Here is a 12,301-nt window from a genome sequence, read left to right on the forward strand (position 1 = left end):
CCCGCGCCCACGCACACGACGCGCGGGGTCAGACGCGCCGCATGACCGTGGTGACCTTGCCGAGGATCGTGGCATCGGTGCCGTCGATGGGCTCGTACGCCGGGTTGTGCGGCAGCAGCCAGATCTTGCCGTCCTTGCGCTGGAGGGTCTTGACCGTCGCCTCGCCGTCGATCAGGGCGGCGACGATCTCGCCGTTCTCGGCGGTCGGCTGCTGACGGATGACCACGTAGTCGCCGTCGCAGATCGCGGCCTCCACCATCGAGTCTCCGCGCACCTCGAGCATGAAGAGCGTGCCGTCGCCGACCAGCGTGCGGGGGAGCGGCATGACCTCCTCGACACGCTCCTCGGCGAGGATCGGCCCGCCGGCGGCGATGCGGCCGACCATCGGGACGTACGCGGGGGCAGGTCGTGCGTCACCCGCGCCGGTGTCGTCGAACCCGAAGTCGAGCGCGTCGCCGATCGAGCGGCGGGCGGCGAGCACGTCCGGAAGGAAGACCTCGATCGCGCGCGGACGGTTGGGATCGCGGCGCACGAAGCCGTTGCGCTCGAGGACCTTGAGCTGGTGGGCAACAGAGGAGACGCTGGCCAGACCGACCGCGGCGCCGATCTCGCGCATGCTCGGCGGATAGCCGCGCTGCTCGATCGACTCGCGGATGATCTCGAGGACTCGGCGCTGGCGCGGTGTCAGGCCACTCGCGTCCGGCGGTCCGTCGGGGAGCTCGGAAACCTCGGCTTTGGTCATGGGCCTGACATTAGACCTCGCGAGCGACACGATCAAACATATGTTCGATCCGCGTGTCGGACGCGACGCGTCGAAAGAATGTTCGAACGGGTCCTTCAAAAGTGTCAGCGGATGTGGTTATGTTCGTACGCATGTTCGATCGAACGCGTGTTCGGCTCAGGCTCCGGCTCCACGAGCTGATCGCAACCCTCGCTTCGGTCGGGCAGGCCCCACGAGTCCGAGACACGGAGGACACGATGAGCACCGTCCGCACCACGCTTGATGGCACGACCCTTGACCGCGCCGCGCACAACCGCACGGCTCACGACCGCAGGGCCCACGACCGCAGGGTGGTCGTGCTCGACACGCCGCTCATGCGCGCTGTCGAGCGACACCCTGCCGGGCGTGCACTCGTCGACGGACCCCGTACGGCGCCGCGACAGACCGCATCGCAGCGGCCCGCGGCGTCCCGCACGGCACCTGCGCGGCCCGCGGCGCGACCGACCTACCGGTTGACCCGACGCGGCCGGATCGCAGTCTTCGTCGCGGCGCTGCTGGCCGTGGGCGGGCTGACGGTCGGCCTCGGGACGCAGGTGATCGCGACCTCCGATGCCGGCGACCCGGTGCCGAGCCGTGCCGTCGAGGTGCAGCCCGGACAGACCGTGTGGGACCTTGCGCGCTCTGCGAACCCCGGCGGCGACATCCGCGAGACCGTGCACGACATCGCCGAGCTCAACGCGCTCGAGACCGCGGGTCAGGTGGCGGCGGGTTCGACGATCTACATCCCGCTCTACTGAGCCGGACGCCGTGCTCGGTTCCGCGTCGCCGAGCAGGCTGTCCAGAGGCGCGCTCGCCTCAGCGGCGTCGCCTCAGGGGGACGTCGCCCCACCCTCGACGATGCGTCGCATCCACGTGCCGACCGCCGCCATGTCGGAGAGGACGCCGTCCCGCACGGATGCGTCGGCCCCGTCGTCCCACTCGGCCACCACCGCGTACGCGAGAGTGCGAGCTGGTCCGGACACCAGCCCGACGTCGCCGCGCACGGTGGAGATGGTGCCCGTCTTGTTCCACAGGACGATGCCGCGGTCCGGTTCGGAGTGGGCGAGCGGGTCAAGGCCGAACGCGCTCGCGACCATCGACAGATCGGTGTTCGCGGCCAGCCATCCCGTGACCTGCTCACTGACGGCTTCCGACACGACCTCGCGGCGGTGCAGTCGGGCGCACAGGCCGGCGAGGTCGCCGGCGCATCCGACGGAGAGCGTCGGCGGGTGCGAGGGGCCGCGGTCGTCTCGGACGCGGTCGAGCAGCCGACTGCGTGACATCCCGATCCGCGTGGCAGTCTCCGTCACCGCGTCGATGCCGACCCTGCGCAGGAGCACGTTCGTCGCGAGGTTGTCGCTGAGGGCACCGACCAGCGCGCACACGTCGACGACAGGCAAGGCGTCCGTCGCCAGGAGGTGCCACAGTCCTGAGTCGGCGACCCAGTCCTCCTCGGTACGCAGCAGCGGCTCCGCCGCGTCCAGCGATCCGTCGGCGATCTGACGTGCGGCCTCCACGAGCAGCACGAGCTTGCCGATGCTCGCCGTCCGCAGCACGAGGTCGGGTTCGACGGATGCGAGCACGACGTCGGCGTCCACGTCACGCACCTCGATGGTCCAGCGCACGTCGTCGCGCAGCCGGGGGAGCGGCGCGGTCATGCGTCGGCGCCCGGCGACGTCGTACGGTCGGCGTGGCCGAGGTCCCGGTCGGGGTCGATCCGGTCGCGGACGCGGCGCTTGAGCTCGGCGGCGTCCGGGAACCCGCCGTCCGTCTTCCGGTCCCAGACGACCTCGTCGTCGACGGTGATCCGGAAGACTCCACCGGTCGTGGGCACCAGGGTGACCGCGCCGAGCTCGGTGCCGAACGTGCTCAGCAGCTCCTGGGCCATCCATCCGGCCCGCAGCAGCCACTGGCACATCGTGCAGTAGGTGATCTGGACGTGGGGGAGGGCGGGGGTCATCCGAAGGCCTTCCGGAGGCTCGACAGGAACGCTTCCACGTCGTCGGCCGTCGTGTCCCACGAGCACATCCAGCGGGACTCGACCAGGTCGGGGTGCACGCCCGGGCGCCAGTCGTAGAACCGGTGCTCGGCGCGTACGGCGTCGGCGACCGAGCGCGGCAGCGTCGGGAACACGACGTTGGCCTGCGTCGGGCGCTCGACGTGCAGCAGCGGCGCGCCGGAGTCGTGGACGCGGCCGTCGGCTGCGAGCTCCGCGGCGAGAGCGTCGACCCCGGAGCGCAGCTGCGCGGCGCGGGCGTTGGAGGCCGTCGCGTTGTGCAGCCAGAGGTCGTGCTCCGGGTCGAGGAGCGCGGCGAGCTGCGCGGAGACGTACCGCATCTTGGAGGCGAGCTGCATCGACGTCTTGCGCATGAACTCGAGCCCGGTGACCGCGTCGGGCGAGAGGACGACGACCGCTTCGCCGAGCAGGATGCCGTTCTTGGTGCCGCCGAACGAGACAGCATCGATGCCCAGCTCGGTCGTGAGGGCACCGAGTCCGACGCCGAGGTACGCCGCTGCGTTCGCGATGCGGGAGCCGTCGATGTGGACGCGCATACCGTACGCGTGCGCGGCATCGGCGATCTGGCGGATCTCGTCGAGCGAGTAGACCGTGCCGAGCTCGGTCGACTGCGTCAGCGACACCGCGAGCGCCTGAGCGCGGTGCGGGTCGCCGAGGTTCGCGGCGTACCGGTCGAGGGCGGCCGTCGTCAGCTTGCCGTCCGGTGCGTCGACCGGGAGCAGCTTGATGCCGGCGACTCGCTCAGGGGCGGCGTTCTCGTCGGTGTTCAGGTGGGCGACGTCACTGACGATCGCCGATCCCCAGCGGGGAAGCAGCGCGCCGAGGGAGACGACGTTGGCGCCGGTGCCGTTGAACACCGGGTACGCCTGGGCCTGGTCGCCGAAGTGGTGCCGTACGACCTCGCCGAGGTGCGCGGTCCAGCGGTCGTCGCCATACGAGACGGCATGCCCGGTGTTGGCCGCGGCCACGGCGTCGAGGATCGCCGGATGGGCGGGGGCGTAGTTGTCGGATGCGAATGCTGCCACGCCCGCCAGCCTATTCGGCGGGCGGGCGGACAGGCTGCGGCGGCAGCGGTCAGGCAGTGTCGTCAGGCTGCGACGTCACGAGTCGGCGAGCAGCTTGTCGAGGCGGACGAACCCCTCCTCCATGCCGCCCTCCATCCCGGACTGCACCATGCCGTCACGGTCCTCGACGGACGCGAACGCGCTGGTGACGTCGATGCGCGTCGTGCCGTTGCCGAGGTCGGTGAAGCGGAGCGTCTCCAGGGAGACGTGGCCGGGCACGCCCTCGTACTCGAAGGTGCGCGTGATGCCGTTCTCCACCGACGGGTCGCCGTGGTAGACGCCACGGAAGCCGTGCGTGTTGCCGTCGTCGTCGCGCTGGGTCCAGCGCCAGCGGCCGCCGTCGCGGACCTCGTTGATGGGGACCTCGGTCTTGTAGATGTCAGGACCGAGCCACTTCTTCTGCCACTCGTCGTCGACGTTGGCGTGGAAGAGCCGCTCGGGCGTGGTGGCGAAGGTGCGGCTGATCTCGATGGTGCTCGTGCCGGGTGTTGCGGTGACCTTGAGGTCGGACATGGTTCCCCCTCGGGAGCTCGGTGATCGGGTCAGGACGGGTCGGGTGGACCGGACGGGTCGATGTCTGCGAGCAGAGCGTCGAGCCGGGCGTAGCTGGCCTCCCAGTACGCGCGGTAGTCCGCGAGCCAGTCGGTGGCTTCCCTCAGGGCTCCGGCCTCGAGGTGGCTGAGCCGCATCGTGCCCTGCTGCGAGCGGGACACGAGCCCCGCGCGCTCGAGGACCTTGAGGTGTCGTGACACCGCCGGCTGCGACATCGCGAAGAGGCCGGTGAGCTCGTTGACGCTGGCGTCGCCCTGGGCCAGCCTGGCCAGGATCGCGCGCCTCGTCGGGTCCGCGAGGGCCCCGAACACGAGATCGAGCTCGTCGTCCGTCATCGTCCATAACCAATCTATTGTATAACGTGATGGTTCTAGAGTGCAGCGGATCTCCGGCGCTGTCAACCCCGCGTGGCGAACGCGCTCGTACGGCGTTCTCGTGCCAGACAAATCGGACAAGCCGTGACCCCCGGCGCGCGCACGGTTGAGTCCGAAGGGGGAGATTTCCATGAAGAGAACCATTCGCGCCGTAGGCACCGTTGCCGTGAGCGCACTTGTTGCCGGCGTCCTCGTCGGAGCGCCGCCGGCGTCCGCCGACGATGTCGATGTGGCACCTGCACGCAAGATCACGGGTGCAACCACGAGTCCGTTCGGCCTCGCGAAAGACGCTGCCGGTCGCATCTACGTATCGAACTTCAGTCAGAACAATGTCGTCGTCTATGCAGCGGGGGCCAACGGCGCCGCTGCACCCACCCGCACGATGAACAGCGGGGTCAACAGTCCTCGTGGTGTGGACGTGGACTCGAACGGGTTCACGTACGTAGCCAACGGCAACGGTCTGGTCTCGGTGTTCGCACCGACCGCCGACCTCGGCGATCCGCCGGTGAAGACCTTCGGGACGGGCGCGGGTGCCGCACTCGGCCTCGACGTCGGTCCGACGGGAAGCATCTTCGTCCGGAAGTCGACGACGGTGAACGTCTACTCTCCGGCCGCGGCAGGCAACCCTGCCCCGACCACCCGCCAGATCACGGGCCTGCCGAACGGCAACGGGGTCCATGTCGCGCAGAACGGTACGACCTGGGCTGACGCCGGCGCGGCACTGCGGGCGTACGCACCGAACGCCAACGGGGCTGCGATCCCGCTGAGGACGATCTCCGGCGCCAAGACCGGGCTCACCGCTCCGGTCGTCGGCCTGGGGACGGACGCCGCGGGCCGCATCTACGCGACGAACTTCAACGTCGTCAGCACCGCGGTCGTGTTCGCTGCCGACGCGCAGGACAACGTCGCTCCGCTGAAGGTGCTGGGTGGTCCGGCGTCCCAGCTGAACGACCCGTCCCACATCGCCGTGTCCGGCAGTGGCCGCCTGACGGTGGCGAACTTCGGGGCCCAGTCGGTCCTGGAGTTCGCGACGCTGTTCGTCAAGGCGCCCAGCAAGCCGCGGGCGCTGAAGGTGAAGGGCAAGAAGCGGGCGAAGAAGCGCACCATCACCTGGAAGGCGCCGGCTGACAACGGCGGCGCGCAGATCACGGGCTACCGGCTGGTGATCAAGAAGGGCAGCAAGGTCCTGGTCAAGAAGAACTTCGGTCCTGGGAAGCGGTCGTTCAAGGTCAAGCGCGCCAAGCTGCGCAACGGCAAGAACGTCGTCTTCATCAAGGCGAAGAACAGCCAGGGGTTCGGCAAGAACGCGAAGAAGGCGTTCCGGGTCCGCAAGTAAGGGCGTACGGCTCGGGTCGTACGAGATCGGTCGGGGTCGGCTCTCGGGAGCCGGCCCCGACTCGTGCGCTGACCGTGCAAAGTACGCCCGTTGCAGCACTGGGCTACGGCACCGTGGACGGCAGGGGGTACTGCCATGAACCGAACGATCCACGCGATCGGCCTGCTCGCCTCCGCTGCGCTCGTCGGGGGCACGCTCGTTGCCGCGACGCCTGCGTCCGCGGACAACGTCAACGTCGCACCGGTCCGGCGAGTGACTGGGCTCTCGACACCCGAAGGCATCGCGCGTGACGCCGCGGGCAACGTGTACGTCGCAGACCTGTCCTCGAACAGCGTGAAGGTCTACGCGCCGAACGCGAACGGCGCTGCCGCACCACTGCGTACCCTCGTCGGCACGCCGGGGCTCGTGTCGCCGTACGGGCTGGACATCGACGCTAACGGGTACCTGTTCGTCGGGTGCTCTGACGGCACGGTCCGTGTGTTCGCACCCGGGGCGAAGGACGCCGATCCGCCGGTGCAGACGATCCCGACCGGCGCCGGCGACGTCCGCGGGATCGACGTGTCCGCGACCGACCAGCTGTACGTCCGCAAGCCGAGCGAGATCAAGGTCTACGGGCCGACGGGTGCGATCCAACGGACCGTCACCGGCGTTCCGTCGGGATATCCGATCGCCGTCGCGTCCGACGGTGTCACCTGGACGGGAGGCGCCGGACGTCTGCTGGCGTACGGGCCGCAGGCGAACGGGGCAGCCGCGCCGCTGCGCGACGTGCAGGGAAGCAACACGGGGATTCCGGCCGGAAACTATCCGGAGGGGCTGGCGTTCGACCGGCAGGGGCGCCTCTACGCGACGGTCTATCCGGCTGACGTGCTGCTGGTGTTCAGCGGGCAGGTCAACGGCAACGTCGCTCCGCTGCGGACCCTCTCGGGGGTCGCGGCCCAGCTCACCGGTCCCACGGGCATCACGGTCGGACGGGACAATCGCATCTTCGTCTCGCTCGCACAGGGGTCGGACGCGTGGGCCGAGTACAGGGCGCTGTTCGCACCGCCTGCGCCGCCGAAGCCGGCGGTGAAGGTGCCGGGCAAGCCGCGGGCGCTGAAGGTCGCGGGTGCGCGGGCGGCGAAGAAGCGGACGATCCGTTGGCGGGTGCCGGCGAGCAACGGCGGCGTGAAGATCACCGGGTATCGGCTGGTGATCAAGAAGGGCAGCCGGACGCTGCTGGTGAAGAACCTCGCGGCCGGGAAGCGGTCGTACAAGGTCAAGCGCGCCAAGCTGCGCAACGGCAAGCACGTCGTCCTCGTCAAGGCGAAGAACAGCAAGGGGTACGGGAAGAACGCGAAGAAGGCGTTCAGAGTTCGCAAGTAGGCCGAGCCTTCGCGCCGAACACAGCGTGGTGCAAAAAGAGGTGCAATGCACCCATCGAGGGAGAAACATGGCCGGGATGACGAACAGAGCACTGAACAGGACCAGGACCATGCGCCATCTCGCCGGCGCCATCGCCGTCACCTGTACCGCTCTGGTCGGAGGGGCGCTCGTCGCCGTGCCGGCCGCTGCGGCTGGTGCGGCAGACCCGGTCGAGGTGCGACCTGAACGCACCGTGCGGCCTGCTGGGGTCCAGAATCCGCAGCACATCCATCTCACCTCGTCGGGGCGCCTGTTCGTCCTCCACGACAAGCGCGCCCAGGTTCTGGTGTACGGCGCCAATGCCCGTCGTACGTCTCGACCGATCTACCGCATCGCGGGCCGTCGCACGGGGCTCGCACGCCCCACCGGCATCGCCCGCGACGCAGACGGTCGCCTGTACGTCGGCAGCGGTTCACGCGTCCTCGTGTTCGGCAAGAAAGCGCGCGGCAACGTGCGACCGATCCGTGTCCTCCGCCTCGGCATGAAGCTCGGGACAGCAGCGATGCCCGGCACGGTCAGAGTGCACGGCAACAAGCTGCTGGTCGTCGGAACCGACGGGGTGAAGGTGTTCCGCCGGACCGCGAAGGGCGCAGCGACCCCACTGCAGCATCTCCGGGGCGACAAGACCGGCCTCCAGCATGCCGTGGACGTCAACCTGAATGTCGACGGCCGGATCTGGGCCGCGTTCCCCGACGGGGAGCGCGCGAGGGTGTTCGCACCGGGGGCTACCGGGAACGCCACGCCTGAGCTGTCGCCACCGGCGTTCGACCCGCAGAAGATCGCCTTCGACCGTGCTGGCCGTGTGTATCTCGCCGCGTACGACGGGGAGGTCCGAGTGCTGCCAGCCGACGCCCGCGCGTATCTCGCCCCCCTGTTCCTGCTCGGCTACCGATGGGGCGCCACCCCCGGCGGCCTCTCGGTGAGCAGCACCGGCAAGGTGGCGGCGGGCGACCTCCGCAGTGTGCGCATCTATCCGAGGCTCCTGCCCGTGACACGGCCGTGGGCGGTGCGGTCTGCATCCGTGTCCGGGGCCTCGACAGCTGCGCGGCGTGTGGTCCGGTGGCGGGCGCCTGCAGCCGATGGCGGCGCCGCGGTCACCAGGTTCCAGATCGTCGTCAAGCGCGGTGACCGTGTGGTGCGTGTCGTCCGGCTGAAGGCGGGCCGCAGGTCGTACGCACTGACGCGGCGCGGCCTACCGGCGGGCACGGTGACCATCCTCGTCAAGGCGCGCAACCGCAAGGGGTACGGTCCCGCAGTGTCCGTGCCGATCACTGTCGTGAAGTAGGAACCCCGCACTGAAGGTGCCGGGCGAGCTGGACGCTGCTGGTGAAGAATCTCGCGGCCGGCAAGCGGTCGTACAAGGTCAAGCGTGCCAAGGTGCGCAAGCAAGGGGTACGGCGCCGCCAACAAGAAGGCGTTCAGGGTGCGGAAGCCCTAGGCTCCCGTTCGTGGACACCGATTCGCGCAAGCGCCGTACGCCGCGGCAGGACCGGTACGGGTTGCTGCTCGTCCTGCTCTCCGTCGTGCTCCTGCTCGTGCCGATCGACGTCACTGCGCTACGTCCGCTCGTGACCGCACTGCTCGGCGCTGTGCTGCTCTTCGCGCAGCGGACGTCGGGAGCACGGCGCAGCGTGATCGGCGTCTCGGCCGTCCTCGTCGCGATCTCGGTCGTGACGTCCGCCGCCGCGCAGGTGGCGGAAGCGGATGCGGCCGCCCTCGTCTACTCGGGCATCGTCATCGTGCTGTGCCTCGCGACGATCGCGACGATCGGGGCGCACCTGATCCGGGACCCGGCGCTCGACGTGCACATCGTGCTCGGGGTGATCGCTGTCTTCGTGCTGCTGGGGATCGCGTTCGCCGGGGCGTACTCGATGCTCGGTGTGTGGGGCAACGGATTCTTCGCCGAGGCGGACGGGAGCCACGACGCCGTCGACTACTTCTACTTCAGCTTCATCACCATCACGACGACCGGCTACGGAGACCTCACGCCTGCGGGTGACGTGGGCAAGATGGTCGCGGCGTTCGAGGCGCTGATCGGCCAGGTGTATCTCGTGACGGTGGTCTCGCTCGCGGTCTCGGGCGTGACGCGTCGGCGTACGAAGGGCGACTGACCGCTATCCGGTGAGGACGGGTACGGCTTCGTGGGTGGTGAGCGTCTCGCTGAGGCCGTCGGTGGTGATCGTCTCGTCGAGGGTCTGGGCGGGGCCGTCGTCGACGGAGTAGGTGATGGTGAAGGTGACGTCGACGCTCGGGTGGTGGGTCTTGCCGGCACGGGTGTAGCGGTGGGTGATGTCCAACGCGGGGTAGGGGCGGCCGGGGCCGGACGTGGTCTGCCTGGTGCCGTCGCCGTGGCGCCAGGTGTAGCGGGTCGCCTCCGCGGTGATGTGGACGCTCTGGCCGAGGATCGTGACCGTGCGGTCGAACGTGGGGCGAGTCGTCGAGAAGACTGTGTCGAGGTTCACCAGCGTGCGGCCGGCGGGCTGGAGGCTGAGCGTCGCCTTCGGTAGCGGGAGGCGCCGCACCTCCCGTAGGACGTCCCCGGCCGTCACGGTCGGGACCGACGCCTCGGGGTCGCCGCCACGACACTCTGAGCGCACGACGGTCCATGTGCCTCCCGGCGGCCGCGAGTACAACATCCACATCGCCTCGCCAGGCGGGCAGTTGTAGGTCCGGTTGCACGTCGTGTCCGTCCCTGTCTCCTGCGTGCACATTGGCCGCCAGGCGTATTCAGTGGACGAGCTGGTTGGAGCGTCGCCAGACGACGGAGGTGCATTACCGGGAATGTCTTCTTGGCCGTGGGTATAGACCGAGTCACTACCGTCGTCTTCGTTCACGTCGATATCGGGCGCAGTGAGAAACACGGCAACGGTAAGTGCGAGTGCAGTGATCACGATCGCTCGCTGTCCTGGTTCGATAGCAGCAGAACCCTCCAGCCATCGCCCGCAGATCGCACGCGAATGAGGTGCTTGCGCCGTTGGGCCTTAACGACGTAGAAGGGGCCGTCGGATACCTTGCGGTAGCGATAGCGTGGGCTATCCACGTCAACAAGGACCGCGAAATAGTCGCGCTCGGCCACGGACGCGGTGACGGTCGGGCTCCACGGTAGGTCTTCGTAGTAGCCGCCGGCCTGATGGATTGCTGAGTAGTTCTCTGCGAGTTCCGCGCAGCCTCGGCATTCCGGATCGGTGACGTCCGTCAAGACTGAAACATCGCCGGTCACGGCCGAGTAGCGCTGGGCGGCGTACCAGTACTCGACGAAGGCTGCGGCGCCCTCCGCACCCCAGTCGGATGCCTCGGGTGGGATCGTCGGGGGAGCGAGCGTGGGCGTGGGCGACGGCGATGCGCTCGGCGTACCGGTGGTTGTCGGTTCTCCATCGGCGGGATCGCCCCCAGAGCACGCGGCGACGGCGAGCAGGACCAGTCCGGCGAGGGCCGCCCGGGCGTACGTCATGGCGAGAAACGTAGTGCCACTGCGGTTCACGACGGAAGGGTCGGGAGCGGGGTTGTGGATAGGGCGGCGCCACGGACTCTGGTACGGCGTACGCGTACGCCGTACCACGATCCCCGACGCTGTCCCCGACTCCTGGTTGACTCTCCTCATGGCGCACCCGGTGATGTACAGCGACGACGACCCCGGCCTGGCGGAGCTTCGCGCGATCTGCCTCGCGTTCCCCGGAGCGGAAGAGCGCGTCTCGCACGGGCGCCCGACGTTTCGGTGCGGCAAGATCTTCGCCGCGTTCGGGGGTTCCGAGAAGCTGAGCCCCGGCGACCACCGGCGTGTCGGTAGCGCCTTGATCGTCAAGATCGACGAGTCGGAGATGCAGGCGATCGACGATGATCCGCGGTTCTTCGTGCCGGCGTACTACGGACCGTTCGGGTGGCGCGCCCTCGACCTTGCGGACGCCGGTGTGGACTGGGACGAGGTCGGCGAGCTGGTCGACGCCTCGTACCGGCTGATCGCACCCAAGCGCCGCCTCGCCGAGCTCGAGGCCCGGCCCTAGCCGTCGCTGGTCGAGGCGCGAAGCGATCGAGACCAACCCTCACCACCTACGCTTCTGAGGTGACCACCGACGACGTCATCTCGCGCCTTGCGACGACCGATCCCGCCGCGTTCACGACGACCGACGTCGTGGTGTGGGCGTTCGCCGTCGCCGCCGCGGTCGCGATGGTGGTCGACCCGCAGTGGCGCCGTACGAGCGTGGTCGTGACCGTCGCGCACGAGCTCGGGCACGCACTTGGCGGAGTGTTCGCGGGGCGAAAGCTGACGGCGCTGCGCGTGCGGCTCGACGCGTCCGGCGTCACCCACACGCGCGGCAAGTCGAGCGGGTTCGGGATGGTGGTGTGCGCGTGGGCGGGATACCCGGCACCGGCGGTCGCGGGACTGATCGCGGTGCTCGTCGCCGTACAGGGCTGGGCGGCGCCAGCGCTGTTCGTCCTCGCGATCGTGTTTGCGGTGTGCCTGCTGTGGGCGCGCTCCGCGTTCACCGTGCTCGTGCTGCTCGCGTGCGTCGCCGCGTCGGCCGCGTTGTGGTGGTGGGGGAGCGAGGTGGTTCAGAGCGGTACGGCGGTCGGCGTCGGCGCGTTCCTCGTGCTCGGCGGGTTCCGGGCGGTCATCGACACGTGGCGCAGCCGCCAGTGGCATCGAAGCCGCGGCGAGTCCGACGCGGTCGCGCTCGAGACCCTGACGCGTGTGCCGGCGTCGGTGTGGCTCGGGTCGTTCTGGCTCGCGACAGCCGCGTGCGCCGGGGGAGCGGTGTGGATGCTCTGGGCGACCGCGGTGCGCGCGCTGGCTTAGTG

At 69.4% G+C, this 12,301-nt stretch carries 15 protein-coding genes; 7 read left to right on the forward strand and 8 right to left on the reverse strand.

Features of this window, described 5'->3' with window-relative positions; translation table 11 throughout:
* Positions 1 to 28: 28 nt before the first annotated feature.
* Positions 29 to 742, reverse strand: a complete 714-nt coding sequence (gene lexA / locus GH747_RS17160) for a transcriptional repressor LexA (protein ID WP_149770834.1) — start codon at positions 740 to 742, stop codon at positions 29 to 31.
* A gap of 236 nt (positions 743 to 978) precedes the next feature.
* Between lexA and GH747_RS17165 the strand changes: the two genes are divergently transcribed.
* Positions 979 to 1,518 carry a LysM peptidoglycan-binding domain-containing protein gene (locus tag GH747_RS17165; RefSeq protein ID WP_163695721.1) on the forward strand — a complete coding sequence of 180 codons (540 nt, stop codon included), beginning with the start codon at positions 979 to 981 and terminating at the stop codon, positions 1,516 to 1,518.
* A gap of 72 nt (positions 1,519 to 1,590) precedes the next feature.
* On the opposite strand, the gene GH747_RS17170 is transcribed toward GH747_RS17165, so the two are convergent.
* The 5 genes from GH747_RS17170 to GH747_RS17190 all read right to left on the reverse strand — a co-directional run bounded on the left by GH747_RS17170 (position 1,591) and on the right by GH747_RS17190 (position 4,728).
* Positions 1,591 to 2,418, reverse strand: a complete 828-nt coding sequence (locus tag GH747_RS17170; RefSeq protein WP_149770836.1) for a serine hydrolase — start codon at positions 2,416 to 2,418, stop codon at positions 1,591 to 1,593.
* Positions 2,415 to 2,720, reverse strand: coding sequence for an Rdx family protein (locus GH747_RS17175; protein ID WP_149770837.1), 306 nt, complete (start codon positions 2,718 to 2,720; stop codon positions 2,415 to 2,417). Before GH747_RS17175 ends, GH747_RS17170 begins: the two co-directional genes overlap by 4 nt.
* Entirely contained in the window at positions 2,717 to 3,802 is a 1,086-nt protein-coding gene (locus GH747_RS17180) for a threonine aldolase family protein (RefSeq protein WP_205602994.1), read from the reverse strand. The genes GH747_RS17175 and GH747_RS17180 overlap by 4 nt, the downstream gene beginning before the upstream one ends.
* 75 nt (positions 3,803 to 3,877) lie before the next feature.
* The gene (locus GH747_RS17185; protein ID WP_149770839.1) at positions 3,878 to 4,354 is read right to left on the reverse strand and encodes an SRPBCC domain-containing protein; all 477 of its coding nucleotides are present in this window, start codon (positions 4,352 to 4,354) and stop codon (positions 3,878 to 3,880) included.
* 29 nt (positions 4,355 to 4,383) lie between these two features.
* Positions 4,384 to 4,728 (reverse strand): ArsR/SmtB family transcription factor, encoded by a 345-nt coding sequence (locus GH747_RS17190; protein ID WP_149770840.1) that lies wholly within the window; start codon positions 4,726 to 4,728, stop codon positions 4,384 to 4,386.
* A gap of 169 nt (positions 4,729 to 4,897) precedes the next feature.
* Between GH747_RS17190 and GH747_RS17195 the strand changes: the two genes are divergently transcribed.
* The 4 genes from GH747_RS17195 to GH747_RS17210 all read left to right on the forward strand — a co-directional run bounded on the left by GH747_RS17195 (position 4,898) and on the right by GH747_RS17210 (position 9,615).
* The gene (locus GH747_RS17195; protein WP_149770841.1) at positions 4,898 to 6,103 is read left to right on the forward strand and encodes a hypothetical protein; all 1,206 of its coding nucleotides are present in this window, start codon (positions 4,898 to 4,900) and stop codon (positions 6,101 to 6,103) included.
* Positions 6,104 to 6,238: 135 nt separating this feature from the next.
* A complete protein-coding gene (locus tag GH747_RS17200; protein WP_149770842.1) occupies positions 6,239 to 7,465 on the forward strand; it encodes an NHL repeat-containing protein in 1,227 nt (408 codons plus the stop codon).
* Between the two features lie 109 nt (positions 7,466 to 7,574).
* The gene (locus tag GH747_RS17205) at positions 7,575 to 8,789 is read left to right on the forward strand and encodes an NHL repeat-containing protein (RefSeq protein WP_149770843.1); all 1,215 of its coding nucleotides are present in this window, start codon (positions 7,575 to 7,577) and stop codon (positions 8,787 to 8,789) included.
* Between the two features lie 163 nt (positions 8,790 to 8,952).
* Entirely contained in the window at positions 8,953 to 9,615 is a 663-nt protein-coding gene (locus GH747_RS17210; RefSeq protein WP_149770844.1) for a potassium channel family protein, read from the forward strand.
* Positions 9,616 to 9,618: 3 nt separating this feature from the next.
* On the opposite strand, the gene GH747_RS17215 is transcribed toward GH747_RS17210, so the two are convergent.
* Both GH747_RS17215 and GH747_RS17220 read right to left on the reverse strand, forming a co-directional pair.
* Positions 9,619 to 10,101, reverse strand: a complete 483-nt coding sequence (locus tag GH747_RS17215) for a PKD domain-containing protein (RefSeq protein ID WP_163695724.1) — start codon at positions 10,099 to 10,101, stop codon at positions 9,619 to 9,621.
* Positions 10,102 to 10,391: 290 nt separating this feature from the next.
* Positions 10,392 to 10,955, reverse strand: a complete 564-nt coding sequence (locus tag GH747_RS17220) for a DUF6318 family protein (RefSeq protein WP_149770846.1) — start codon at positions 10,953 to 10,955, stop codon at positions 10,392 to 10,394.
* Between GH747_RS17220 and GH747_RS17225 the strand changes: the two genes are divergently transcribed.
* Both GH747_RS17225 and GH747_RS17230 read left to right on the forward strand, forming a co-directional pair.
* Positions 10,954 to 11,505 (forward strand): MmcQ/YjbR family DNA-binding protein, encoded by a 552-nt coding sequence (locus tag GH747_RS17225; protein ID WP_228552968.1) that lies wholly within the window; start codon positions 10,954 to 10,956, stop codon positions 11,503 to 11,505. The genes GH747_RS17220 and GH747_RS17225 overlap by 2 nt on opposite strands.
* 59 nt (positions 11,506 to 11,564) lie before the next feature.
* Positions 11,565 to 12,299, forward strand: a complete 735-nt coding sequence (locus GH747_RS17230; protein ID WP_149770847.1) for a M50 family metallopeptidase — start codon at positions 11,565 to 11,567, stop codon at positions 12,297 to 12,299.
* Positions 12,300 to 12,301 lie beyond the last annotated feature (2 nt).

Source organism: Mumia xiangluensis, assembly GCF_010994095.1.
Lineage (GTDB): Bacteria > Actinomycetota > Actinomycetes > Propionibacteriales > Nocardioidaceae > Mumia > Mumia xiangluensis.

Bases quoted from the DNA above. Each gene is read 5' to 3' on its own strand.
- GH747_RS17170 (WP_149770836.1), bottom strand. From the start codon at position 2,418: ATGACCGCGCCGCTCCCCCGGCTGCGCGACGACGTGCGCTGGACCATC.
- GH747_RS17195 (WP_149770841.1), top strand. From the start codon at position 4,898: ATGAAGAGAACCATTCGCGCCGTAGGCACCGTTGCCGTGAGCGCACTT.
- GH747_RS17225 (WP_228552968.1), top strand. From the start codon at position 10,954: ATGGCGAGAAACGTAGTGCCACTGCGGTTCACGACGGAAGGGTCGGGA.
- GH747_RS17185 (WP_149770839.1), bottom strand. From the start codon at position 4,354: ATGTCCGACCTCAAGGTCACCGCAACACCCGGCACGAGCACCATCGAG.
- GH747_RS17165 (WP_163695721.1), top strand. From the start codon at position 979: ATGAGCACCGTCCGCACCACGCTTGATGGCACGACCCTTGACCGCGCC.
- lexA (WP_149770834.1), bottom strand. From the start codon at position 742: ATGACCAAAGCCGAGGTTTCCGAGCTCCCCGACGGACCGCCGGACGCG.
- GH747_RS17200 (WP_149770842.1), top strand. From the start codon at position 6,239: ATGAACCGAACGATCCACGCGATCGGCCTGCTCGCCTCCGCTGCGCTC.
- GH747_RS17175 (WP_149770837.1), bottom strand. From the start codon at position 2,720: ATGACCCCCGCCCTCCCCCACGTCCAGATCACCTACTGCACGATGTGC.
- GH747_RS17220 (WP_149770846.1), bottom strand. From the start codon at position 10,955: ATGACGTACGCCCGGGCGGCCCTCGCCGGACTGGTCCTGCTCGCCGTC.
- GH747_RS17205 (WP_149770843.1), top strand. From the start codon at position 7,575: ATGCGCCATCTCGCCGGCGCCATCGCCGTCACCTGTACCGCTCTGGTC.
- GH747_RS17190 (WP_149770840.1), bottom strand. From the start codon at position 4,728: ATGACGGACGACGAGCTCGATCTCGTGTTCGGGGCCCTCGCGGACCCG.